21 protein-coding genes are annotated in these 23,598 nt (G+C 60.5%); 15 read left to right on the top strand and 6 right to left on the bottom strand.

The window, feature by feature from the left end; translation table 11 throughout:
- Positions 1-45: 45 nt before the first annotated feature.
- The 9 genes from aqpZ (at position 46) to ligA (ending at position 12,265) form a co-directional block, all read left to right on the top strand.
- The gene (aqpZ, locus tag C5L13_RS07125; protein ID WP_105382543.1) at positions 46-732 is read left to right on the top strand and encodes an aquaporin Z; all 687 of its coding nucleotides are present in this window, start codon (positions 46-48) and stop codon (positions 730-732) included.
- Between the two features lie 285 nt (positions 733-1,017).
- Positions 1,018-1,944 carry a D-alanine--D-alanine ligase gene (locus tag C5L13_RS07120; RefSeq protein ID WP_105382542.1) on the top strand — a complete coding sequence of 309 codons (927 nt, stop codon included), beginning with the start codon at positions 1,018-1,020 and terminating at the stop codon, positions 1,942-1,944.
- Positions 1,932-2,864: a cell division protein FtsQ/DivIB gene (locus C5L13_RS07115; RefSeq protein ID WP_170117220.1), complete on the top strand. Its 933-nt coding sequence runs from the start codon at positions 1,932-1,934 to the stop codon at positions 2,862-2,864. The genes C5L13_RS07120 and C5L13_RS07115 overlap by 13 nt, the downstream gene beginning before the upstream one ends.
- Complete coding sequence (gene ftsA, locus C5L13_RS07110; protein ID WP_105382540.1) at positions 2,861-4,192, top strand: cell division protein FtsA; 1,332 nt, start codon at positions 2,861-2,863, stop codon at positions 4,190-4,192. The genes C5L13_RS07115 and ftsA overlap by 4 nt, the downstream gene beginning before the upstream one ends.
- A gap of 87 nt (positions 4,193-4,279) precedes the next feature.
- Complete coding sequence (gene ftsZ, locus C5L13_RS07105) at positions 4,280-6,067, top strand: cell division protein FtsZ (protein ID WP_105382539.1); 1,788 nt, start codon at positions 4,280-4,282, stop codon at positions 6,065-6,067.
- A gap of 254 nt (positions 6,068-6,321) precedes the next feature.
- A complete protein-coding gene (gene lpxC, locus C5L13_RS07100) occupies positions 6,322-7,278 on the top strand; it encodes a UDP-3-O-acyl-N-acetylglucosamine deacetylase (RefSeq protein WP_105382538.1) in 957 nt (318 codons plus the stop codon).
- A gap of 217 nt (positions 7,279-7,495) precedes the next feature.
- Positions 7,496-8,338: an outer membrane protein assembly factor BamD gene (locus C5L13_RS07095; protein WP_170117219.1), complete on the top strand. Its 843-nt coding sequence runs from the start codon at positions 7,496-7,498 to the stop codon at positions 8,336-8,338.
- Positions 8,339-8,362: 24 nt separating this feature from the next.
- The gene (gene recN / locus C5L13_RS07090; protein WP_105382536.1) at positions 8,363-10,036 is read left to right on the top strand and encodes a DNA repair protein RecN; all 1,674 of its coding nucleotides are present in this window, start codon (positions 8,363-8,365) and stop codon (positions 10,034-10,036) included.
- A gap of 69 nt (positions 10,037-10,105) precedes the next feature.
- On the top strand, positions 10,106-12,265 hold the full coding sequence (ligA, locus tag C5L13_RS07085; protein WP_105382535.1) for an NAD-dependent DNA ligase LigA: 2,160 nt from the start codon (positions 10,106-10,108) through the stop codon (positions 12,263-12,265).
- 3 nt (positions 12,266-12,268) lie between these two features.
- Here ligA and C5L13_RS07080 read toward each other — a convergent pair whose 3' ends face one another.
- The gene (locus C5L13_RS07080; RefSeq protein ID WP_105382534.1) at positions 12,269-12,805 is read right to left on the bottom strand and encodes a GNAT family N-acetyltransferase; all 537 of its coding nucleotides are present in this window, start codon (positions 12,803-12,805) and stop codon (positions 12,269-12,271) included.
- A 281-nt stretch (positions 12,806-13,086) separates the two neighbouring features.
- Here C5L13_RS07080 and C5L13_RS07075 point away from each other — a divergent pair, with 281 nt between their 5' ends.
- Together C5L13_RS07075 and C5L13_RS07070 are read left to right on the top strand one after the other, a co-directional pair.
- Positions 13,087-13,677: a 3'-5' exonuclease gene (locus C5L13_RS07075; protein ID WP_105382533.1), complete on the top strand. Its 591-nt coding sequence runs from the start codon at positions 13,087-13,089 to the stop codon at positions 13,675-13,677.
- 83 nt (positions 13,678-13,760) lie between these two features.
- Entirely contained in the window at positions 13,761-14,258 is a 498-nt protein-coding gene (locus tag C5L13_RS07070) for a CreA family protein (protein WP_105382532.1), read from the top strand.
- A gap of 4 nt (positions 14,259-14,262) precedes the next feature.
- Here the strand turns inward: C5L13_RS07070 and C5L13_RS07065 are convergent, their stop codons facing one another.
- The 4 genes from C5L13_RS07065 to C5L13_RS07050 all read right to left on the bottom strand — a co-directional run bounded on the left by C5L13_RS07065 (position 14,263) and on the right by C5L13_RS07050 (position 19,025).
- The gene (locus C5L13_RS07065; RefSeq protein WP_105382531.1) at positions 14,263-15,921 is read right to left on the bottom strand and encodes an FAD-binding dehydrogenase; all 1,659 of its coding nucleotides are present in this window, start codon (positions 15,919-15,921) and stop codon (positions 14,263-14,265) included.
- A 151-nt stretch (positions 15,922-16,072) separates the two neighbouring features.
- Positions 16,073-16,396, bottom strand: a complete 324-nt coding sequence (locus C5L13_RS07060; protein ID WP_105382530.1) for a hypothetical protein — start codon at positions 16,394-16,396, stop codon at positions 16,073-16,075.
- A 195-nt stretch (positions 16,397-16,591) separates the two neighbouring features.
- Positions 16,592-17,059: a chemotaxis protein CheW gene (locus tag C5L13_RS07055; protein WP_105370048.1), complete on the bottom strand. Its 468-nt coding sequence runs from the start codon at positions 17,057-17,059 to the stop codon at positions 16,592-16,594.
- Position 17,060: 1 nt separating this feature from the next.
- Positions 17,061-19,025 carry a methyl-accepting chemotaxis protein gene (locus C5L13_RS07050; RefSeq protein ID WP_105382529.1) on the bottom strand — a complete coding sequence of 655 codons (1,965 nt, stop codon included), beginning with the start codon at positions 19,023-19,025 and terminating at the stop codon, positions 17,061-17,063.
- A gap of 261 nt (positions 19,026-19,286) precedes the next feature.
- Between C5L13_RS07050 and C5L13_RS28690 the strand changes: the two genes are divergently transcribed.
- The 3 genes from C5L13_RS28690 (at position 19,287) to C5L13_RS07040 (ending at position 21,135) form a co-directional block, all read left to right on the top strand.
- The gene (locus tag C5L13_RS28690) at positions 19,287-19,454 is read left to right on the top strand and encodes a hypothetical protein (protein ID WP_158693405.1); all 168 of its coding nucleotides are present in this window, start codon (positions 19,287-19,289) and stop codon (positions 19,452-19,454) included.
- 125 nt (positions 19,455-19,579) lie between these two features.
- The gene (locus C5L13_RS07045) at positions 19,580-20,179 is read left to right on the top strand and encodes an SCO family protein (protein ID WP_105382528.1); all 600 of its coding nucleotides are present in this window, start codon (positions 19,580-19,582) and stop codon (positions 20,177-20,179) included.
- 77 nt (positions 20,180-20,256) lie between these two features.
- Positions 20,257-21,135: a 50S ribosomal protein L11 methyltransferase gene (locus tag C5L13_RS07040; RefSeq protein WP_105382527.1), complete on the top strand. Its 879-nt coding sequence runs from the start codon at positions 20,257-20,259 to the stop codon at positions 21,133-21,135.
- A 196-nt stretch (positions 21,136-21,331) separates the two neighbouring features.
- Here C5L13_RS07040 and C5L13_RS28940 read toward each other — a convergent pair whose 3' ends face one another.
- The gene (locus tag C5L13_RS28940; protein WP_170117218.1) at positions 21,332-21,505 is read right to left on the bottom strand and encodes a hypothetical protein; all 174 of its coding nucleotides are present in this window, start codon (positions 21,503-21,505) and stop codon (positions 21,332-21,334) included.
- Positions 21,506-21,758: 253 nt separating this feature from the next.
- Here C5L13_RS28940 and C5L13_RS07030 point away from each other — a divergent pair, with 253 nt between their 5' ends.
- Positions 21,759-23,591, top strand: coding sequence for an aminopeptidase P family protein (locus tag C5L13_RS07030; protein WP_105382525.1), 1,833 nt, complete (start codon positions 21,759-21,761; stop codon positions 23,589-23,591).
- Positions 23,592-23,598: the final 7 nt, after the last annotated feature.

Below are 23,598 nucleotides of genomic sequence, written 5' to 3'. Positions count from 1 at the left end.
GTCGTAGCGTCGGCAGGGGCCGGCGTCGCTCTTGGGGGATACAAGATGTTTAAGAAGCTTTTCGCCGAATTTCTCGGCACGTTCTGGCTCGTCTTCGGTGGATGCGGCAGCGCAGTTCTGGCTGCGGCCTTTCCTGAAGTCGGTATCGGCCTTCTCGGCGTTTCTTTGGCGTTCGGCCTGACGGTGGTCACCATGGCATACGCTGTCGGCAGCGTCTCCGGTGGGCACTTCAACCCGGCGGTATCCTTCGGCCTGCTGGTCGCAGGCAGATTCCCTGCCTCCAATCTGCTTCCGTATGTGATTGCGCAAGTAGCGGGAGCGATCGCCGCAGCCGCCGTGCTTTATCTGGTTGCCTCGGGCAAGGCGGATTTTCAGCTCGGCGGGTTTGCCTCCAACGGTTATGGCGAACATTCGCCCGGCGGCTATTCCCTCCTTTCGGCGCTGGTGATGGAGGTGGTGATGACGGCCTTCTTCCTGTTCATCATTCTGGGCGCTACCAGCCATCGTTTCCCGGTCGGCTTTGCGCCGCTGGCGATCGGTCTCTCTTTGACCTTGATTCATCTGGTTTCGATCCCCGTCACCAACACCTCGGTCAATCCGGCGCGTTCCACCGGCGTCGCCCTGTTTGTGGGTGATTGGGCGCTTGGACAGCTCTGGCTTTTCTGGATAGCGCCAATCCTGGGCGCGGTATTGGGCGCGATTGCCTGGAAGGCCGTCGGGGAAGCTGAGTAAGTCCGATTCTTCTGTTTCCAGCCCGCCGGACGACCTCCGGCGGGCTTTTTTCATGCTCTTGCTATCGCTTTTATTTTCATATTCTTAATTAGAACTTGCGGACAACATATTGAAATTTATTGCGTAATTTTCGATTTCAAGTGGAGCATTAACGAAAGTAAACGGTTTGTTAACCATATTAAGGCACTAATATAGGCGTGCCTTGGGTGTGGTGGGAATCGCTGGCGAACAAGGTTGGCGCAAGCGCCGCAACGTAGCGTGAAGTCCTTTTTTCGGGAGTGATTGATGAGTGACAAGCATGTGGCTGTTCTGATGGGAGGTTTTTCCTCCGAGCGGCCTGTCAGCCTGTCCTCGGGCAATGCCTGTGCTGACGCTCTCGAGTCCGAAGGTTATCGCGTCACGCGCGTCGATGTTGGCCGGGATGTCGCCGCCGTTCTCTCGGAGCTCAAGCCGGACGTGGCTTTCAATGCGTTGCATGGGCCATTCGGCGAGGATGGTACGATCCAGGGCATCCTGGAATATCTGGAAATTCCCTACACCCATTCCGGCGTTCTCGCTTCGGCGCTTTCGATGGACAAGCATCAGGCAAAGCATGTCGCCAAGGCAGCCGGCATTCCGGTTGCGGAAGCCAAGGTCATGAGCCGGTTCGAGGTGGGTGGTGTGCATCCGATCGCGCCGCCCTACGTCGTGAAGCCGGTAAAAGAGGGATCGTCCTTCGGTGTCGTGATCGTTCAGGAGAATCAGTCTCATCCGCCGCAGGTGATCGGATCGCCCGAATGGCGGTATGGCGACCGCGTTCTTGTGGAACGTTACATCTATGGCCGGGAACTGACCTGCGGCGTCATGGGTGATGTGGCTCTCGGCGTGACGGAAGTGGTTCCGACAGGCAACGCCTTCTATGACTACGATGCAAAATACGCAGCTGGTGGTTCAAAGCACGTCATTCCTGCGCAAATTTCACCGAATGTTTACCAAAAGATTCAAACATTAGCTCTTAAGGCGCATCAGGCGATGGGCTGCCGGGGCGTCAGTCGTTCGGACTTCCGCTACGACGACCGCTTCTCCGAGAATGGCGAGGTTATCTGGCTCGAGATCAATACGCAGCCAGGCATGACTCCGACATCGCTGGTGCCCGAAATGGCCGCACATGCCGGCCACTCGTTTGGTGAACTCGTCCGTTGGATGGTGGAGGACGCTTCGTGCTTGCGTTGATCGGCAAAAGAGCGGATGGACCGCGGGGCCGTTCTCAGGGATTTTATCTGGGTGCGGAGGAGCGGCGTGTGCTGCCGCGGCCGTTACGCCGCGCCGTACGTTTCTGTGTCAGCCTTGCGACTGGCCGCATTCATATTCCAGAGCATACCGGGACCATTGCGACTTTCGGCTTCTTCGCCGTGGTCGGCCTCTACGGCATGTCCCTTGGTGGTCACACGCAGACTGTTGCCCAGGCGACGACGGCTGCCGCAGGTTTTGCCATCGAGGACGTTCGTGTTTCCGGCAACGACCAGACCTCGGAAATCGACATCCTTCAGCTTCTCGGCCTTGATGGTACGACTTCGCTCGTCGCTCTCGATGTCGATGCGGCGCGCCGCAAGCTTTCCGAGCTTCCCTGGGTCCGGTATGCCGAAGTCCGCAAGGTCTACCCGAAGACGATCGAGGTTATGCTCCAGGAGCGCCAGGCTTTCGGTATCTGGCAGCATGGTTCCGAGCTTTCCCTGATCGAGAAGAACGGCAGCATCATCGCGCCATTGCGCGACAACAAGTTCGCGTCGCTTCCGCTCTTTGTCGGTCGTGACGCGGAGGCCGCCGCCGCCTCGTTCGAAGGCGAAATGTCTGCCTGGCCGGAGCTGAGAAGCCGGGTCAAGGCCTATGTCCGCGTCGCAAGCCGTCGCTGGGATCTGCATCTCGACAATGGTGTTGTGCTGAAACTGCCGGAAGCCAATGTCGGCAAGGCACTCGCGGTGCTTGCCCGCCTTGAAAAAGAGCAAGGTGTGCTGGAGCGCGATGTCGCGGCTGTCGATCTGCGCCTTGAAGACCGCACCACCGTCCAGTTGACTTCCGGCGCTACGGAGCGCCGCAAGGAGGCCCTGGAGGCGCGGGCAAAGACCCTGAAGAAGCAGGGAGAGCAGTTGTGAGCGTTTTTGGTTCCTCGCACTTTGGGTTGCCGCGCATGAAGCCACTGTCTTCCAAGCGTTCGCATGTCGTTTCAGTCCTGGATATCGGTTCCACTAAGGTGGTCTGCATGATCGCCCGGCTGACCCCGCGTCAGGAAAGCCAGGTATTGCCTGGCCGCACGCACAATATCGAGATCATCGGCATCGGCCATCAGCGTTCGCGCGGAGTGAAGTCCGGGGTGATCGCTGATCTCGATGCGGCGGAAAGCGTCGTCCGGCTTGCGGTCGACGCTGCCGAGCGCATGGCCGGTCTCACCGTGGACAGCCTTATCGTCAACGTCTCCTCCGGGCGGTTGGCCAGCGACGTCTATACCGCCACAATCGATCTGGGCGGCCAGGAAGTAGAGGCTGCGGACCTCAAGAAGGTTCTGTTTGCGGCCAGCCAGCAATCCCTGCGTCAGGACCGCGCTATTCTCCACTCCTTGCCGACGGGCTTCTCGCTGGACGGCGAGCGCGGCATTCGCGATCCCCTCGCGATGTTCGGCGATGAACTGGGTGTCGACATGCACGTGGTTGCTGCAGAGCGCGCAACCCTCAAGAACCTCGAACTGTGCATCAACCGCGCGCATCTTTCCGTGGAGGGCATTGTCGCCACTCCCTACGCCAGCGGCCTTGCTGCCCTCGTCGATGACGAAGTGGAACTCGGCTGCGCGGCTATCGACATGGGCGGCGGCACCACGACGATTTCGGTCTTTGCTGAAGGCAAGCTCGTGCATACGGACGCGATCAGCCTCGGTGGTCATCACGTCACCACCGACCTCGCACGCGGCCTTTCGACCCGGATCGAGGATGCGGAGCGCATGAAGGTGGTTCATGGCTCGGCGCTGGCGAACGGCGGCGACGAACGCGACGTGATCTCCGTTCCGCCGATTGGCGAGGACGATCGTGATCAGCCGACCCAGGTGCCGCGTTCCCTCGTCACCCGCATCGTTCGGGCCCGGATCGAGGAGACGTTGGAACTCATCCGCGACCGCATACAGAAGTCCGGGTTCAGCCCGATCGTCGGTAAGCGCGTCGTGCTTACAGGCGGAGCGAGCCAGCTGACGGGCCTTTCGGAAACGGCCCGCCGCATCCTGGCGCGTAACGTCCGTATCGGTCGCCCGATGGGAGTCTCAGGTCTGCCTGCGGCAGCCAAGGGACCGGCATTTTCGACTGCGGTCGGATTGATGATCTATCCGCAGGTCGCGGACATGGAAACACACGCTTCGCAAAGCAGGCTGATCGCCTCGCTTGGCAGCGGAAACGGCCGGCTGGCCCGCGTCGGCCAATGGCTGAAAGAAAGTTTTTGATGCAGCGGCTTTTGCCGGCTGGATCAGAGAAGAGTTGGAATGAATTGGCCGGCGGCGATGCGGCCTGAGAGAGAAGGAACTGGTGCAATGACCATCAAGCTGCAAAAGCCTGACATCACCGAGCTGAAGCCTCGGATTACCGTGTTCGGCGTGGGTGGCGGCGGCGGCAACGCCGTCAACAACATGATCACGGCTGGGCTGGAGGGCGTCGACTTCGTCGTCGCCAATACCGACGCCCAGGCGCTGACCATGACGAAAGCCGAACGGATCATCCAGATGGGTGCCCGGGTTACCGAAGGTCTCGGTGCAGGCTCTCAGCCGGAAGTCGGCCGCGCCGCCGCCGAAGAATGCCTCGACGAGATCGTCGATCATCTGAACGGTACTCACATGTGCTTCGTGACCGCCGGCATGGGCGGTGGCACCGGCACGGGAGCAGCTCCGGTCGTCGCGCAGGCTGCCCGTTCCAAGGGCATCCTGACGGTCGGCGTGGTCACCAAGCCGTTCCACTTCGAAGGCCAGCGCCGCATGCGGCTTGCCGAATCGGGCATCCAGGAACTTCAGAAGTCGGTCGACACGTTGATCGTCATTCCGAACCAGAACCTCTTCCGCATCGCCAACGACAAGACGACCTTCGCGGACGCCTTCGCCATGGCCGACCAGGTTCTCTATTCGGGTGTCGCCTGCATCACGGACCTCATGGTCAAGGAAGGCCTCATCAATCTCGACTTCGCCGACGTCCGCTCGGTGATGCGCGAAATGGGCCGCGCGATGATGGGCACCGGCGAAGCTTCGGGTCCTGGCCGTGCCATGCAGGCTGCGGAAGCGGCAATCGCCAACCCGCTCCTCGACGAGACCTCGATGAAGGGCGCCCAGGGCCTCTTGATCTCGATCACCGGTGGCCGCGACCTGACGCTCTTCGAAGTGGACGAAGCCGCTACCCGTATCCGCGAGGAAGTCGATCCGGACGCCAATATCATTCTTGGTGCGACGTTCGACGAAGCGCTGGAAGGCCTCATCCGCGTGTCGGTCGTTGCGACCGGCATCGATCGCGGCGCAGCTTCGATCGATATCCGCGCCGCGGAAATGCGCGCTGCTGCCAAGCCGATCGTGCGGCCGTCGGCTGCGGTTCCGGCAGCTTCGACCTTTGCTCAGCCGGCTCCCGCTCCGGTCATGCAGGCGGCTCCGGCCCCGAAGCCGGCTTTCGATCCGATCGCCGAGACCATCCGCATGGCCGAAGCCGAAATGGAGCGCGAACTCGCAATCGCCGAACCCCAGCGCGTCGCCCCGGCACCTCAGCCGGTGATGCAGCCGCCGCAGGAGGAATTCCGCCCGCAGAGCCGCATCTTCGGTGCCGCTCCGGTCGAAGCTCCGGCTCCAGTCGTCAGCCGTCCTGCGCCGGTCCCGCAGCCTGCCCCAACCCAGGCTCACATCCAGCCGCAGGCTCCTCAGATGAGCCAGCCTGCACCGCGCATGGCGCAGCCGCAGCATCACGAGCCGGTTGCTCCGTCGATGTCGCCGGTCCTGGAGCCTGTGCGCATGCCGAAGGTGGAAGATTTTCCGCCGGTGGTGAAGGCTGAGATGGATCGTCGCTCTCAGCCGGTACAGCACGTACAGGAGGAGCGGGGTCCGATGGGCCTTTTGAAGCGGATCACCAATTCGCTTGGCCGCCGCGAGGAAGAAGAGCCGGTCAATGCCGACATGACCGCGCCGGCACCTGCTCAAGCTTCCCAGCAGCGTCGTCCGCTTTCGCCAGAGGCAAGCCTCTACGCTCCGCGTCGCGGCAATCTCGACGATCACGGCCGCGCCGTTCCGCAGGCTCATCATGAGGAAGATCAGCTGGAAATCCCGGCCTTCCTCCGCCGCCAGTCGAACTGATTTAACGGCAGTCATCAAACGTGAAGAGAGCCCGGATCACAGATCCGGGCTTTCCCCGTTTTCTCAATCAGGACTTAGAGTTAGCAACGTAACAATCCGAAACGAACAGTGATTTGGAATGTTCCGGATGGCTGCGTATGAAGGATGCTGAAGAGACGCCGAAAAGACCCGCCGATTCAGGCGATCGGCTTAAAAGGCGCTAAGAATTTCGGATTCCGTTGCTTTGCGGATCCGGCGAAGAGAAGGCAGCAGGAATGACCATCGGATTGCTCGGTTTCCAGACCACCATCGCCGCCCCGGTGAGCCTCAAGGGTACCGGCGTTCATTCTGGAGCCCCCGTCGGTATTACGTTCCAGCCTGCGGAAGCGGGTACAGGCGTAGTCTTCAGCCGTATTTTCGATGATGGCAACTCTGTCGAATATCGTGCCGTTTCCTCTCATGTAGGTCCGACCGATCTCTGCACCGTTCTCGGCAGTTCGCCGGCAAAGTGGGTTGCCACGATCGAGCATGTGATGGCAGCGCTCTACGCGCTTGGTATCGACAACGTCGTTGTCGAAGTGGACGGTGGCGAGATGCCGATCATGGACGGTAGCTCCTTGCCGTTCATTGAAGCGATCGAGCAGGTCGGCCTCGTCAATCAGGGCGTCAAGCGGCGCTACATCCGCGTCTTGAAGCCGGTGCGTATCGATTCCGGTGCTTCCTGGGCTGAGTTTCGCCCCTACGACGGCACGCGCTTCGAAGTCGAGATTGATTTTTCCTCGCCACTCATCGGTCGCCAGACCTGGAAGGGCGACCTGACGGCTGCTACCTTCAAGCAGGAGCTTTCGCGCGCACGTACCTTCGGCTTCATGCGTGATGTGGAACGGCTCTGGGCGGCCGGTTATGCGCTTGGTTCCTCGCTCGAAAATTCTGTCGTGATCTCCGACGACGACACGATCGTCAATGTCGAAGGCCTCCGCTACGAGGACGAGTTCGTCCGTCACAAGACGCTGGACGCCGTTGGGGATCTGGCATTGGCCGGTGCCCAGTTTATCGGCTGCTACCGTTCCTATCGCGGCGGTCACAAGATGAATGCCAATGCGCTGAAGGCGCTGATGAGCGATCCGACGGCTTACGAAGTGGTCGAGGCTCCGTCCTCGCGCACGGCGCGTCTGCGGGCAGGTGAGTTCGTACCGGTCAGCATGCCGGAAATGGCACCCTGGTCCGCCTGAGATAAATCTGATCCAGTCGACTTGGCCGCTTCTTCGGAAGCGGCCTTTTCTTTTGGGAGGATGCCGATGCTGGCATCGATGCCACAAAAATGCATTAATGCCGCAGCATTGCGTTGCTCTCCCTTTGCTTTTATGGCTAGAACGGCTTGCTCGGGGCAGGGCGTTTGTGCGCGGGACGATCAGGAACTGTCGAATGAATCATGTAAGGTCTGTTGGAATGCGTAAGATGGCAAGATCAGCGCTTGTCTCGCTGGTGCTTATCGGCGCCGGGTTTGGCATCACCGCCTGCCAATCGGACCGAGATATCGACATTACCAAGCTCGGCATGGAGACCGACCCGCCGGAGACCCTCTATAATCAGGGGCTCGCCAACATGAAGGCGGGCAATCTGTCGGAAGCTTCGCGGAAATTCGACGCCATCGACAAGCAGAACCCGTTCACGGAATGGGGCCGCAAGGCGCTGGTCATGAGCACCTTCACGAAATATCGTCTCGGCCGCAACGACGAGGCGATCGCGGCAGGCAACCGCTATATGAATCAGTATCCGCAGTCGGAGGATTCGGCATATGTGCAGTACCTCATCGGCCTTTCCTATTCGAAGCAGGTCGCTGACGTAACGCAGGATCAGCGCGCCGCCAACCGCACGATCGAAGCGATGAACAAGGTCGTGAAGGACTATCCGAACTCGGAATATGTCGAGGACGCCCAGGCCAAGATCCGGTTTGCGCGCGACCAGCTGGCCGGCAAGGAAATGCAGATCGGCCGTTACTACCTGGAACGCAAGGAATATCTTGCGGCGGTGCGGCGCTTCCGGAATGTCGTGGAACAGTATTCGAACACCAATCAGGTGGAAGAGGCACTGGCGCGACTCGCCGAAGCCTACTATGCGATGGGCATCGTGGAAGAAGCCCAGACTGCGGCGGCTGTTCTCGGACGCAATTATCCGGATAGCCAGTGGTACGCGGATTCCTACAAGCTGCTGCAGAGCGGTGGTGTAGAGCCTCGCGAGAACCGGGGCTCGTGGATTTCACGTGCCGGAGCCAAGCTCATCGGCGCTTAAGATAAGGCGCGGTATCGAGGAAACATGCTGAGCCAGTTATCGATTCGGGATATCGTTCTGATCGAGCGGCTGGATCTTGCCTTCGAGACCGGCCTCTCTGTGTTGACCGGCGAAACGGGTGCGGGCAAGTCTATCCTCCTTGACAGTCTTTCGCTTGCGCTCGGGGGTCGCGGCGATGGCGGCCTGGTTCGGCATGGCGAAGAGAAGGGTCAGGTTACCGCGGTCTTCGATGTGGCCGGCAACCACGACGCCCGCCAGCTCCTGCGCGAAAATGGCATCGATGACGATGGCGACCTGATCTTCCGGCGCGTCCAATCGGCCGACGGCCGCACGCGCGCCTCGATCAACGACCAACCGGTGAGCGTGCAGCTCATGCGCCAGGCTGGTCAGTTGCTCGTCGAGATCCACGGCCAGCATGACGATCGTGCGCTGATCGATACGGATATTCACCGCACACTGCTCGATGCCTTTGTCGGGCTGACGGACGAGGTGCAGCACATTTCCGGCCTCTATCGCTCCTGGCGGGACGCGGAGCGGGCATTCAGGACCCATCGTGCCAAGGTGGAGGCTGCCGCGAGGGAGGCCGACTATATCCGGGCGTCCGTCGAGGAACTCGAGGCACTGGCGCCGCGCGACGGCGAAGAGGATGAGCTCGCCGAACAGCGCTCCCGGATGCAGAAGGCCGAGCGCATTGCCGGCGACATTTCGGAAGCCTCGGAGTTCCTGAACGGCAATGCATCGCCGGTGCCGCCAATCGCTTCACTGGTCCGTCGCCTGGAGCGCAAGAGCCATGAGGCGCCGGGCCTTCTCGAAGAAACCGTCGAACTCCTCGACCAGGCGTTGAACCATCTTTCGAATGCGCAGATGGAAGTGGAGGCTGCTCTGCGCAAGACGGAGTTCGATCCACGGGAGCTGGAGCGCGTCGAAGAGCGGCTTTTTGCGCTTCGCGCCGCTGGCCGCAAGTATTCGGTCGCGGTGGTTGACCTGCCGGCACTGGCCGAAAAGATGGTGGCCGATCTTGCCGACCTCGATGCGGGCGAAGAGAAGCTCGCTGAACTGGAGAAGCTCGCGGCGGCGGCAAAGAACGAATATGACCGGGCGGCTGCCGGTCTCTCAGAAAAGCGCCGGCACGGTGCCGAGGCCCTGGCAGAAGCGGTCATGGCCGAACTGCCCGCGCTAAAGCTCGAACGAGCCCGCTTCATGGTCGACGTGACGAGCGATCCCGATGCGGCGACCGCCGAGGGCATCGATACGGTGGAATTCCACGTCCAGACGAACCCCGGCACGCGACCCGGGCCGATCATGAAGGTTGCCTCTGGTGGCGAGCTTTCCCGCTTTCTTCTGGCCCTGAAAGTGGCGCTGGCGGACCGGGGTTCTGCCCCGACGCTGGTTTTCGACGAAATCGACACGGGCGTCGGCGGCGCGGTCGCGGATGCGATCGGTCAACGCCTCAAGCGGCTCTCCGACAAGGTGCAGGTGCTCTCCGTCACCCACGCGCCGCAGGTTGCCGCTCGTGCCGCGACGCATCTTCTTATCTCCAAGGGGCCGGCGGGCGAAGGTTCCGAAAAGATCGCCACCCGCGTTGCCACCATGGAGCCCGAACATCGGACCGAAGAAATCGCGCGTATGCTCGCTGGCGCTTCGGTGACCGACGAGGCGCGCGCAGCGGCGAAGCGCCTGCTGGCCGGGAACGGCTGATCTCGTCTCTTCCCATCGGCAAAAATTGCTCTACAAAAACGACTCCGCGATACCCGAGGAGCCGTTGCCATGCCCGTCGAACAGATGCCCGTCGAGAACCTGACCGAAGAACAGGCCGCAGCCGAGCTCGCTTATCTGGCGGCCGAGATCGCCCGCAATGACGAGCTCTACCATGGCCATGACGCGCCACAGATTTCGGACGCTGAATACGACGCGCTGAAACGGCGCAACGACGCGATCGAGAGGCAGTTTCCGCAGCTCATCCGCGCCGATAGCCCGTCGATCCGGGTTGGTGCGGCTCCTTTGCCGACCTTTGCGCCGATCACCCATTCCCGGCCGATGCTGTCGCTCGACAACACGTTTTCCGACGACGACGTGCGGGATTTCATCAACTCCGTCTATCGGTTCCTGGGCCAGCTTCCGGATGGATCGATCGCTTTCACCGCCGAGCCGAAGATCGACGGGCTCTCCATGTCGATCCGTTATGAGCAGGGCAGACTGGTGAATGCCGCCACCCGCGGCGACGGCACGACAGGTGAGAACGTCACAGAGAACATCAAGACCATCAAGGAAATCCCGAACCGCCTGCCGGTTGGCGCGCCTGATGTCGTCGAGGTGCGGGGCGAGGTCTACATGACGAAGAGCGAATTCCTCGCGCTCAACGAGAAGATGGCCGCGGAAGGCAAGCAGACCTACGTCAATCCGCGCAACACGGCTGCCGGATCGCTGCGCCAGCTGGACGCCAAGGTGACGGCGAGCCGCAATCTGAAATTCTTCGCTTACGCCTGGGGCGAAATGTCGGAAATGCCCGCCGATAGCCAGATGGGCATGGTGGAAAAGTTCAGAGATTGGGGTTTTCCGGTCAACCCACTGATGAAACGGCTGAAATCCGTAGAAGACATCATTGCGCACTACACCGACATCGGCCTGAAGCGGCCGGACCTCGACTACGAGATCGATGGCGTGGTCTACAAGGTCGACCGGCTCGACCTGCAGGCTCGCCTCGGTTTCCGCTCGCGCAGCCCGCGCTGGGCGACGGCGCACAAGTTCCCGGCCGAGCAGGCTTTCACCAAGGTGGAAAAGATCGACATTCAGGTCGGCCGCACCGGGGCGCTGACGCCGGTTGCGCGCCTGACGCCGGTTACCGTCGGCGGTGTCGTGGTCACCAATGCGACGCTGCACAACGAGGACTATATCAAGGGCATAGGCAATTCCGGCGAGCGCATCCGCGAGGACGAACATGACATCCGCATCGGCGACACGGTCATCGTGCAGCGGGCGGGCGACGTGATTCCTCAGGTTCTCGATGTCGTTATGGAGAAACGCTCCTCCGATGCAGTGCCTTACGAGTTCCCGAGGAAGTGTCCTGTCTGCGGCAGTCATGCGGTGCGCGAGCGCAACGAAAAGACCGGCAAGCTCGATTCGGTCACCCGCTGCACCGGCGGTTTCGTCTGTCGGGCGCAGGCGGTCGAGCATCTGAAACATTTCGTTGCCCGCAACTCCTTCGACATCGAAGGCCTGGGCGCAAAGCAGATCGACTTTTTCTTCGAGAGTGAAGACCCGGCGCTGCAGATCCGCACCGCTCCCGAAATCTTCACGCTGCAGAAAAGGCAGGAAGCTTCGCCGCTTGCCAAGCTTGAGAACATCGAGGGCTTCGGCAAGGTGAGCGTAAAGAAGCTCTTCGACGCGATCGACGAACGCCGCAATATTGCCCTTCACCGCTTCATCTACGCGCTCGGCATCCGCCATGTCGGCGAGACGACGGCGAAGCTGCTGGCGCGCGCCTATGGCACTTATGAGGCCTTCGAAGCCGCCATGAGGGAAGCGCAGAATTTCTCCGGCGAGGCCTGGGATGATCTCAACAATATCGAGGGCATAGGCGAAGTGGTCGCTCGCGCCATTGTGGAGTTTTTCAAGGAGCCGCGCAATGTCGAGGTGATAGCGCGTCTCCTCGAGGAGGTGACGCCGCAGGCAGCCGAGCAAATTGCTGCAAGCGGAAGCCCCGTCGCCGGAAAGACTGTCGTCTTTACCGGAGCACTCGAAAAATTCACCCGGGACGAGGCCAAGGCGAGAGCTGAAGGTCTCGGTGCCAAGGTGGCAGGGTCTGTTTCCAAGAAAACCGATTTCGTCGTCGCAGGCCCGGGCGCCGGCTCCAAGCTCGACAAGGCGAGGGAGCTCGGCGTTCAGGTCATGGACGAAGATGAATGGCTGGCGTTCATCAGTGTCTGATCTTCAAACCCTCAAGCGAGCCATGGAGTGGGCGTCCACATAGCGGCCTTCACGGAAGGCGAAGTCGCGCAAAATACCTTCCGTTTCAAACCCGAATTTTCTGTAAAGGGCGATCGCCGGTTCATTGTCGATAAAGACCGTCAGTTCCAGCCGGCGGATGTCCAGCCAGTCGTCCGCCGCCTTCACCATCTCACTCATAAGAACACTGCCAATGCCTTGGCCGACATAATCGTCGTGGACCCCCATGCCGAGACTTGCCGCATGCTGCCTCCTGTCGGAGAAGCGATTAATGCCGCCGGTTCCGACGATCCGGTCCTCGTAAAGTGCGACCAGATTCATCGTTCCGGGTGTTGGGTTTTCCAACCGTTTGCGGGTTTCCTCCAGGCGTTGGTAGGGGACACGCAACGTGCCATGGCGATAGCCGGGCATATTGATGAGTGCGTTCAGGGCTTCGGCGTCGGTATCGCGCACTGCACGGACTACAAGACCTTCCAGCCGCTCCGATCGCGGTGGCTTACGGGCGTCTTCATTGAGTTTCATCGCGCTCTCCTTCGTGTTTTGCCGAAGCTGAGCGGGAGAGCCAAACCCCGCCGTACTTCGGCAGGGTTGGTGGACGGATGACCGGCTAACGCGCCAATACCGCCACGCACCCTGCGGGGTGAATGGTCACGGTAAAATGCATGTGGGCGGCGAAGCTGATCATGGATCACATCAAGCCAGACACGTTCCAATGCGTCAAGAGACGACAAGAATTCTCCGGCATCTTTGCCGAATCGGATTGCCGACGGTAGAAGTTGGCGGAACCACACCCGGAAGCGCTCTTGAAGACCATTGCCATCGACTTCGAAACAGCCAACGAACAGCGCGGCAGCGCCTGTTCGGTCGGACTTGCGTGGATCGAGGATAACGAGGTCGTGCGCGTGGAAGAGAGGCTGATCCGCCCGAAGGGCATGCGCTTTTCTCCATTCAACGTGGCCATCCACGGAATCCGGCCGGAACATGTGGAAGACGCCGGGGAATTTCCGGAGGTGATGGAGGAATTTGCCGAGGATTTCCGCGGAGCGACGATGATCGCTCACAATGCCGCCTTCGATTTCAGCGTCTGGCGCGCGTGTTTGGATGTCTATCGCCTGGGATATCCCGAGCTTTCCTACCTTTGCAGCGTGAAGATGGCGCAGAAGGTCTGGCCGCATCTCGGCTCGCACAAACTCAATGTGCTGGCCGGACATCTGGGGTTGCGGTTTGCCCATCATAATGCGGCAGAGGATGCCGCGGTCTGCGGCCAGGCGGCGATCGCCATTGCCCGGTCGCTTCAGGTGCCGCATGTGCGCGATATACCCGCGATGATCGGAATGAAGGTCGGGAGGCTCTTTTCCGGCGGCTATGATCCCTGTACCTGCAGGCTGAAATAGGACCCTAGTCCGAGGGACCGGCTTGTTTCTGCTCCGGGGCTTCTTATCTCAGATCACGGATCGTTTACCGGAGCCCGCACCCCATGAACCGACTAGCCTGCCTCGCATCTGCCGCCGCGCTTTCGTTCAGCGCCCTCGCGGCACCCACGTCCGCCGAAGTGATCGGCAAGGTGGGGGTCGACTGGATTGGCAATGACATCATCGTCGAGGCAGTTGCCGATCCGGAGATCAAAGGCGTGACGTGCCACGTCACCTATTTCGACCGCAGCATTATCGACCGCCTCAAGAAGGGTAACTGGTTCGAGGACCCGTCGAACAGTTCCATTGCCTGCCGCCAGACAGGTCCGATCGAGATCGGCGAAATCGACCTGTCCCGAGGAGGCGAGGAAGTGTTCCGCGAAGGCCGCTCGCTGATCTGGAAGGATCTTCTCGTCAAGCGCATCTATGACCAGGCGAACGACACTCTGGTCTATCTTGCGCACTCACGGCAGGTCGTCGAAGGATCGGCCAAAATGGCGATCTCGACCGTGCCGCTCTACGGCCAGCAGGTGGTCTGGAAGAACGGCAAGCCCAAGCCATGAGATTTTACGCTACCGCCGCTGCCGCAGCTTGCCCTGCCGTTCGGCCGGAGAACAGACAGCCTCCCAGAAACGTGCCTTCGAGCGAACGATAGCCGTGCAGGCCTCCACCGCCGAAGCCGGCCGCTTCTCCTGCCGCATAGAGGCCGGAAATCACCTGGCCGTCCTGTCCCAAAACGCGCGCGGAGAGATCGGTTTCCAGTCCGCCCAAAGTCTTGCGCGTCAGAATATTGAGTTTTACCGCGATCAGCGGCCCGTGTGCGGGATCGAGAATCCTGTGTGGTTTGGCGGTGCGCACGAGCTTGTCGCCGAGAGAGCGTCGGGCATTGTGTATCCCCATGATCTGCGCATCCTTGCAGAAGGGATTGTCGATCTGCCTGTCGCGGGCGAGAATTTCGCGCTCCAGGTCTTCCAGTTTCAGGAGATTGTTGCCGGTCAGTCGGTTCATGCCCGCAATCAGTTCCGCAAGCGTCGAAGCGACCACGAAGTCTTCGCCGTGTTCCTTGAAGGCCTCCACAGGCCCGGTCGCACGCCTGCCGACCGCGCGGCGCGCCGTCAGCTTCCAATCGCGGCCGGTCAGATCGGGGTTCTGCTCGGAACCGGAAAGCGCAAACTCCTTGCGGATGATGCTCTGGTTCAGGATGAACCAGCTGTAGTCGTAACCTGTACCCAAGATATGCCGCAGCGTTCCGAGCGTATCGTAGCCGGGGAAAAACGGTGCAGGCAGGCGCCGGCCGGTGGCGTCGAACCACATCGAGGAGGGACCTGGGAGAATGCGGATACCGTGATCCTGCCAGACCGGATTCCAGTTCCGAAGGCCTTCGGTGTAGTGCCACATCCGGTCGCGGTTGATTACCCGGCCGCCGGCCGCTTCGGTGATGCCGATCATCCGTCCATCGACATGTTTCGGCACGCCCGAGACCATGAATGTGGGTGGTTTGCCCAACCTCTCAGGCCACATCTGCCGCACGAGGTCCTGATTTCCGCCGACGCCACCGGACGCGACGATCACCACGGGCGCGCGAATTTCGAAGTCGGCCACCGGCGTTCTTGATGTTTCAGCGCCGCGCACGGCTGAACTGGGTTCGAGAATGGCACCGGCAACACCAACCACGGCTTGGCCTGCGGTGATGAGGTGATCCACGCGATGGCGCCACAGGAAGCGGATTTTTCCGGCTTGCTCGGCTTCGCGCGCCCGGCGCTCAAAGGGCTCGACTACGCCTGGACCTGTTCCCCATGTGATGTGGAAACGGGGCACCGAATTGCCATGCCCTGTCGCCGGTCCGCCGCCGCGTTCGGCCCAGCCGACGACGGGGAAGAGACGATGCCCCATCTGCCGAAGCCAGGAACGCTTCTCGCCCGCCGCGAAGGCTACGTAGGCTTCCGCCCAGGCGCGAGGCCAGAAATCGTCGTCCCGGTCAAACCCCGCCGTCCCAAGCCAGTCCTGCCAGGCGAGGCCGAAGGAATCCTTGATGCCCATGCGTCTCTGTTCGGGCGAATCAACAAGGAACAGGCCACCGAGCGACCAGAAAGCCTGGCCTCCGAGGTTCTGCTCGGGTTCCTGCTCGACGACAATGACGGAGCGGCCGGCATCGGATAGTTCAGTGGCTGCCACGAGGCCAGCCAAACCCGCGCCGACGACGATGACGTCTGCTACATCGCTCACACCGCTCCTCCCAAAGCGCGGATGGCGACAGGTCCTGCCGCAGCATCCGGTCAAATACAGTCATGAGGCGCGACATGAGTCAATCTGACTGAGGCTATGAAAAAACCGGGCTCGCGGACGAACCCGGTTTCAGACGGTTATAGGTTGCGGATCAGCGGACGTAGACGATCCGGCTGCCATCCGCAGCGGTATCGATCGCTACGACGTTGTTCAACTCGACATTCTTCTGCAGCAGGCCGGCGCGAAGAGCCGAATCCCGGCTGAGCTCGGCCTGAGCGTGACGAATCATCGCCGGGGTGGGATGGACGATGCTGTCGGGGATATCCAGGCGTTTGGCGCTGTTGTCGATTTCCGGGTCAGTATAGACGATGGAAAAATCGGTTGCGGATCTTACGGTGCTGCCCATGTCACGGGCATAAGCGCCGCCTAGGGTGGCAGTAGACATCAGAATTGCGAGAGCAAAAGCCTTTTTCATGGTCATTCTCCTATCTTCGTAACCAGCCGAAGAGTTTTGAAGCGGTTCGGTTGGGCGTTTGCGGTCGGAGAACTCGCGATGCGAAAGAGTGGTTCCGAATAATATTCTTAAAAATATGTAATGATTACAATAAATTAATCTTCCGCCACGCTGGCGTGTGGCGGAAGTTGTGCAGCATCTTTTGCGGTGCAAAAATCAAGCGGCTTCGCGAGACAGTTCGTCGGCGATGACCGTATCGAGGTTCAGGAAGCAGACCATGGTCTTTTCGAGGGCCACGATCCCGCGGCAGAAGGCGCGCTGGGCTTCCGGGATGATCTCCGGCGCCGGCTGCAGGTCCTCTCCGCGGATCGTCATCATGTCGGAAACCTGTTCAACCAGCAGGCCTACCAGCTTGCCGGCGATGTCGGTCACGATGATCGCGGAACGCTCGGAGGGTTCCGTCATCTTCATGCCGAGGCGGCAGGCCATGTCGATAACCGGGATCACGGCGCCGCGCAGGTTGATCAGGCCCAGAACGTAAGGGGGCGTATGCGGCATCGGTGTCACCGGCGCCCAGCCGCGGATTTCGCGGATCGCCATGATGTCGATGCAGAATTCCTGGTCTCCAAGATGGAAGGAGACGATTTCCAGGTAGGCGCCGGACTGCTTGATGGCATTCGTCATGTCAGAACTCTTCCCATTGATTTGAGGAACCCACGGCCTTCGGCTTGGCGGAGGTGGGGTTGTTGTCGAAGGCTCCCGCGAGCTTGTTCATCAAGTTCAATGCGGGGGATGGTTTGCTGGGCGTCGAGGTGCCTGCCGTATCGACGGCGCGCGGACCGCCGGCGCCACGAATCTGGAACTGGCTCATCAGCCTGTTCAGGCTTTCCGCATCACTTGCAAGCGAGTGGCTTGCGGCAGTGCTCTGCTCCACCATCGCTGCGTTCTGCTGGGTTGCCTGATCCATCTGGCCGATTGCGCTGTTGATCTCTGTAAGTCCGGTTGATTGTTCGCGCGCAGAAGTGAAAATCGCGTGAACGTGGCCATCGATTTTCAGAACATCCTCGCCGATGCGGGTCAGGGCCTCGCCGGTAGCCTTGACCAGATCTACCCCGGTCTTGACCTCTTGGTTCGAGCGGGTGACGAGCGCCTTGATGTCTTTGGCGGCGCCGGCCGCGCGGCCTGCGAGCTCGCGCACTTCCTGAGCCACCACGGCAAAACCCTTGCCCGCTTCGCCCGCACGGGCTGCCTCCACACCCGCATTCAGCGCCAGGAGGTTCGTCTGGAAGGCGATTTCGTCGACGACGTTGATGATCTTGCCGATTTCGGCCGTGGCATCCTCGATCCGTCCCATTGCTGCCGTCGCGTCGCGAACGACGGTTGCCGAGCGTTCCGTGTAAGTCTTGGTGTGGGTAACCATCTCGCTCGCCTCTTCGGCGCGGTGGGTGGCGCTGCGGACGGTTGCGGTGATTTGTTCGAGCGCTGCCGAGGTTTCTTCGAGCGATGAAGCCTGCTGCTCGGTGCGCTTGGCGAGATCGTCGCCGGCCGAGCGCATCTGGTTCGCGCTTGCGCTGATCGAGCCGGCATTGGTGGCGACTTCACTCATGGTGTGGCGCAGCCGTTCGACGACGCGGTTGAAGTCTTCGCGAAGCCGCTCCAGATCGCCGCGGAAGGGGTGATCGATGGTGACGGAGAGATTGCCCTCGGCGAGCAGGTTGAGCGCTTTGCCGAGCGACTGTACGGCATCGCGAATCGCGTCCGCTGCAGCTCGCTGATCTGTTTCGCGCGCAAGGCGCTCCTCATCGTTCAGCTGCCGTTGCTTTTCGCCGTCTGACTCAAGTTGACGTTTCTCGATCGCGGACAGACGGAAGATATCCGTCGCACGCGCCATTTCACCGATCTCATCGCCGCGTTCTGCGCCGTCGACCGGTGTGGCATAGTCACCATTGACAATCCGCTGCATACTGGCGCGCACGCCGGCGATGCCTCGACGGATCACGCCTCCATGAACGATCTGGAGAATTGCCATGATGGCGAGGGCAATAAGCCCGCAGCCGATTTGAACGTAAAGCGACCTGCTTGAGACCCAATTGGCTTCCGAAACCCGTTCCTTGACGACCGTGCTGCCTTTTTCCGCAAGGGTTCGCAGCGCTGTATCCAGCCGCTCGCCGGCGCCGTCGATCGCGTCGTCGATCTTTGCGTATTCCTCGTCGGGCGCACCGGCCTCTACCATCGTCTTGAGATCGCTCTGGATCGCCTTGCCGACCGCGGCGAGATCAGCTTCAAAGGTCGCTACAAGGGCTGGTGTGCCGATCTCGGCAGCAAGAGCCCTCATTTCCGTTGCGCCGAGACTCATCTGGCGAATGGAGGATGCGATCACTTCCATACGCTCAGGTGCTACCCGCTTTTCTTCGCGGTCCACGATCGTGTCCATCGCAGCGAGTATGAGCTGCGAATTGGCGATCCGCATCTGGTTGACGGAATCTACCTGGTTGTGAATGTGCGTTGCTCGCTCAAGGGCCAGTTCAACCTGATGACCTTCGTACCATCCGACGACGAGCATGGCGCCAATACCGGCAAAGGCAGCGCCGGCCAGGGTCCATAGACGTTGGTTCACGGAAAGTGTCTTGCGAGAACGACTATTCGTCATGCTGCTTGAGTTCCTTGATGCCGGATGAAATCCGTGGATCTTTGAATACGATTGGGGCAGGCGAACCAATTGCGCGACATCATGTCTTGGTGAGCGGGTTGTCGCAGAGGCAGCGGGAAGGTTGCCCGCATAGATGGCGTGGCTTCTCGCTTCGGGCCGACTCGCTGAACCACTTCGCATCCTTAAGCTCTCAGAAAGATATTAATCCTCTGCTAATCTTGTTCGGCGTGGGGCTTCCGAAAAATCCTGAGGGGCCTTACAATGATGCCTATGAACGCCAACGCCACCAACGCTCATCGCGTCCCCATAATCGCTGCTGCGAGCCTGCTTTTCCTCGGTCTCGGGGGAGTGGTTTTCTATGGCTGGCTGCGGTTCGGCTCTTCCATCGTGCTTGCGCTCGATGAGAGCGGCCTGTCCTGGTGTTTCTGACCGGGTCATAGTGCCGTGGGACAAATCAGCGCGACGACAGCTTGTTGAATTGCGTGTGGACGACTTCCCATCTATCTCTCCAGGAACTGCAGCCTGACTAGCAGGCGCGAACTGAGAGAATTCCAATGAAGACCTTTCGCACCATCCTCTGGGTCGCGGTCGTGGCACTTGCGGGCGTCCTTGTCTGGCTGACAGTGGAAATGACCCAATCGAGACAGGAACTTGCAGAAGGTCCGTTCGGGGTTCCGTTCCAACTCGTCGCCCAGAACGGGCAGCCGGTCACCGAAAAAGCCTTTCAGGACAAGCCGACAGCCCTCTTCTTCGGCTTCACGCATTGCCCGGAAGTCTGCCCCACCACCCTTTTCGAATTGAACGGCTGGCTGCGCCAGGTCGATCCGGACGGGACAAAGCTCAACGGCTTCTTCGTCAGCGTCGATCCCGAGCGCGATACGCCCGAATTGCTCGGCCAATATATCTCGAATGTCACCGATCGGGTGAAAGGCATTTCAGGCCCTCCCGAAAAGGTCAACGAGATGATCAAGGGCTTCAAGGTCTATGCGAAAAGAGTACCGGTGGACGAAAAGAACCCGAACGGTGACTACACCATGGATCATACCGCGTCCGTGTTCCTGCTGGACAACGGCGGACGCTTCGCGGGCACGATCGCTTACGGCGAGAATCCCGACGTCGCAGTCAAGAAGCTCGAGAATCTGATCAAGGGGTGACGCCTTCGCGGTTGAAGCCCCCCATGTTTCTGTGGCAATCCTCTCGGCCATTGATCATCAGCTGAGAGATTATCTCCTTGAGCGAAATCCGCCTTTACGTCACGTCCACCGAAAAGGGCGCAGCACACATCCTCGATATCCTCTCGGAAGTCTTCGGCGAGGAAGATCTGGCCATAGCGACCACTGAGGTCGACGAAAAGAGGGATATCTGGGAAGCCTCCGTCTACATGATGGCGGATGAAGAGGAGGCGGTGCGTGTGCGCATGGCCGAAGGCATTGGCCATGCCTTTCCCGACGCGGCGATCAGGCGCGAAGTCATTCCTGACATCGACTGGATCGCCAAATCGCTCGAAGGCCTGAAACCGGTCAGGGCAGGGCGCTTCCTCGTTCATGGCTCGCATGACCGCGACAAGGTCAAGGCCAATGATATCGCGATCGAGATCGATGCTGGTCAGGCGTTCGGGACCGGCCATCACGGTACGACCGCCGGCTGCCTCGAAGTGATCGAGGAGGTCATGCGGGCCCGTAATGTCCGCAACGCGCTCGATCTTGGATCTGGAAGCGGCGTGCTGGCGATTGCAGCGCGCAAGCTGAAGAACATCCCCGTTCTCGCAACCGACATTGATCCGGTCGCCGTGCGTGTGGCCAAGGAAAACGTGCGTCGAAACGGGATCGCGACCGGAATCCGATTGGAAACGGCGCCCGGCTTCCATTCGCCTGCCTTCCTTCAGGAGGGTCCATTCGATCTAATTATCGCCAACATTCTGGCGCGTCCGCTTATGAAGATGGCGCCGCAACTTGCTGCGCATCTGGCGCCAGGTGGCTCTGTCATCCTGTCAGGCATTCTGGCGGGGCAGCGCTGGAAGGTGTTGGCCGCCTATAACGGCGTCAGGCTTCGCCACGTGCGTACGATCTGGCGGAACGGCTGGGTGACGATCCATCTCCGGCACGGCTGAGGTATCTCGCACCGCAGCATTGATGACGCTGCATGGCTGAAATACCTAGATAGCAAAAAGGCGGCACTTGCGGTGCCGCCTTGCGATCAGCTTAAACGCTGATCTTACCCGCGAGCCGGGAGGAGGAGATGCTCAAGCGGGTCTCGTATTCTGAAAGCCGGGCGATTGAGGGAGGATCGTCGCGCCGGCCTTAAATTCAGAATACGTAGCTGGTGGCGCCCTTGCGGCGCAGTTCTTCGCGGCTGGTGCCCAGACCCTTCAGCGTTTCATCGTCGAGGTTCAGCAAAGCGCCGTTGACGTAGCGGGCAACCTGACGTTCACGAGCTTCTACCACGCGGTTGAAGGCATTGCGGAAGAAAGAGTTTGCCATCGGAGTGATCCTTTGAGAGCGGGCCTTGTTTGGCGCCCGTTCGATGATCCAGATATAGGTTATGTTGCACCGCACAGTGAGAGGGTTTCCCTCATTGGTGGTATGCGCTCAGCGCATAGAACGCTGCGATCTGTCCTGAGGTCGCATCAAATGCATAATCGCTGATCATGCCTTACCCGGCTGGCACATCCCATCGAAGATCGTCTAACATGGCATGGTCTCCTCGGAATCAAGCAGCCGGAAATTTGCAGCCATGTTTCAATCTTTCGAAGTGAAGTCCGCCCCGCAATTCGGCCGCGAGCGTGTTGCCGCGCTGCGGACGAGGTTCGCAGAGCTTGGAATTGACGGGTTTCTCGTGCCGCGTGCGGACGAATATCAAGGCGAATACGTACCCGCATCGGCCGAACGGCTTGCCTGGCTTACCGGTTTCACCGGTTCAGCCGGAATGGCGCTCATCACGCAGCGTGAGGCGGTGGTCTTCGTCGATGGACGTTACGTGACGCAACTTGCGGAGCAGGTCGACGGCACTGTCTTCACCGGCGGCGACCTCGTCAACGAACCACCGCATGTCTGGCTGCCACGTCATGCCTCCAAAGGATTCCGGCTTGGCATCGATCCATGGCTGCATGCGGGGGCCGAAGCGCGGCGGCTGGAAAGAGCCCTCGCGCAGATCGAAGGCGCGCTGGTGCTTCTGGACGGCAATCCACTCGATGCTATCTGGATGGATCGTCCATCCGAGCCGCTCGGCGCCGTTTCGATCCAGAAACAGGAGCATACGGGCATTCTCGCCAGCGAGAAAATCGCGGAGATCGCAAGACAGGTGAAGGAGAGGAAGGCGGCTGCGGTCCTCATAGCCGACCCTTCGTCCGTCGCATGGATCTTCAACATTCGCGGCGATGACGTCCCGCACACGCCGCATCCTTTGAGCCGGGCGATCATTCCGGCCGAGGGCCAGGCTGAAATCTTTCTGGACCAGATGAAGACCGGCATCGAGACTGCCGCCTATCTCGCGCAGATTTCCGCCCAGCACCCACCATCGGAATTTCTGGCCCGTCTCTCGCTCTTTGCAAAGGAGGGCGGAAAAATCTTGGTCGATTCCGAGCTGACGCCGCTGGCGCTGACAAAGGCAATCGCCACCGCCGGCGGGGAGGTGGTGGAGACCTCCGATCCTGCCAAGCTGCCGCGCGCCTGCAAGAACAGGGCAGAGCTGGAAGGTTCGGCTCAGGCACATCTGCAGGACGGTGCGGCCATGGTCGAATTTCTCCATTGGCTGGATGCGCAGCCGGCGGGTTCGATCACCGAGATCACTGCGGTGAAGGCGCTGGAGGAAGCCCGTGTTCGCGTCGGCCAGAGCATGCAGAACCCCTTGAGGGACATTTCCTTCGACACGATCTCAGGTGCCGGCGAACACGGTGCCGTCATTCATTATCGGGTGACGACCGAGACGGATCGCAAGCTCGAAGCAGGAGAACTTTTCCTGATCGATTCCGGCGCGCAATATATCAACGGCACCACCGACATCACCCGCACCGTCGCTGTCGGCGCCGTACCGGAAGATCGAAAGCGCTTCTTCACGCTGGTGTTGAAGGGCATGATCGCCATCAGCGTGGCGCGTTTTCCGAAGGGGACGCGCGGCTGCGATCTCGATCCGCTCGCCCGCATCGCGCTCTGGAAGGCAGGGGGCGACTATGCGCATGGAACGGGCCATGGCGTCGGTTCCTATCTTTCGGTCCATGAGGGGCCGCAACGCATCTCGCGACTTGCGACCCAGGAACTATTGCCCGGCATGATCCTTTCCAATGAACCGGGTTACTATCGTCCCGGCTCTTTCGGTATACGCATCGAAAACCTGATCTATGTGAAGACGGCGGAAGAGATCGACGGCGGCGATCTGCCGATGCTTGCCTTCGAGACGCTGACATGGTGCCCCATCGACCGTAGGCTCGTCTTGCCGGCGATGATGACGTCGGAAGAGCTCGAATGGCTCAACCGCTATCACGCCGATGTGCGGGAGAAACTGTTGCCGCTTATCGACAAACAGGCAGTCAAGGATTGGCTTGTGGAGGCCACTGAGCCGCTGGCTTGAGCCGCGG

Source organism: Neorhizobium alkalisoli (assembly GCF_002968635.1).
Taxonomy (GTDB): Bacteria; Pseudomonadota; Alphaproteobacteria; order Rhizobiales; family Rhizobiaceae; genus Neorhizobium; species Neorhizobium alkalisoli.
This window is presented reverse-complemented; position numbering and strand designations above follow the sequence as displayed.

Coding starts and splice junctions, on each gene's coding strand:
- lpxC (WP_105382538.1), top strand. CDS start 6,322: ATGACCATCGGATTGCTCGGTTTCCAGACCACCATCGCCGCCCCGGTG.
- C5L13_RS07120 (WP_105382542.1), top strand. CDS start 1,018: ATGAGTGACAAGCATGTGGCTGTTCTGATGGGAGGTTTTTCCTCCGAG.
- C5L13_RS07030 (WP_105382525.1), top strand. CDS start 21,759: ATGTTTCAATCTTTCGAAGTGAAGTCCGCCCCGCAATTCGGCCGCGAG.
- ftsZ (WP_105382539.1), top strand. CDS start 4,280: ATGACCATCAAGCTGCAAAAGCCTGACATCACCGAGCTGAAGCCTCGG.
- C5L13_RS07045 (WP_105382528.1), top strand. CDS start 19,580: ATGAAGACCTTTCGCACCATCCTCTGGGTCGCGGTCGTGGCACTTGCG.
- C5L13_RS07055 (WP_105370048.1), bottom strand. CDS start 17,059: ATGACGAATGCCATCAAGCAGTCCGGCGCCTACCTGGAAATCGTCTCC.
- C5L13_RS07095 (WP_170117219.1), top strand. CDS start 7,496: ATGCGTAAGATGGCAAGATCAGCGCTTGTCTCGCTGGTGCTTATCGGC.
- ligA (WP_105382535.1), top strand. CDS start 10,106: ATGCCCGTCGAACAGATGCCCGTCGAGAACCTGACCGAAGAACAGGCC.
- C5L13_RS28690 (WP_158693405.1), top strand. CDS start 19,287: ATGATGCCTATGAACGCCAACGCCACCAACGCTCATCGCGTCCCCATA.
- C5L13_RS07050 (WP_105382529.1), bottom strand. CDS start 19,025: ATGACGAATAGTCGTTCTCGCAAGACACTTTCCGTGAACCAACGTCTA.
- aqpZ (WP_105382543.1), top strand. CDS start 46: ATGTTTAAGAAGCTTTTCGCCGAATTTCTCGGCACGTTCTGGCTCGTC.
- C5L13_RS07060 (WP_105382530.1), bottom strand. CDS start 16,396: ATGAAAAAGGCTTTTGCTCTCGCAATTCTGATGTCTACTGCCACCCTA.
- C5L13_RS28940 (WP_170117218.1), bottom strand. CDS start 21,505: ATGGCAAACTCTTTCTTCCGCAATGCCTTCAACCGCGTGGTAGAAGCT.
- recN (WP_105382536.1), top strand. CDS start 8,363: ATGCTGAGCCAGTTATCGATTCGGGATATCGTTCTGATCGAGCGGCTG.
- C5L13_RS07080 (WP_105382534.1), bottom strand. CDS start 12,805: ATGAAACTCAATGAAGACGCCCGTAAGCCACCGCGATCGGAGCGGCTG.
- C5L13_RS07070 (WP_105382532.1), top strand. CDS start 13,761: ATGAACCGACTAGCCTGCCTCGCATCTGCCGCCGCGCTTTCGTTCAGC.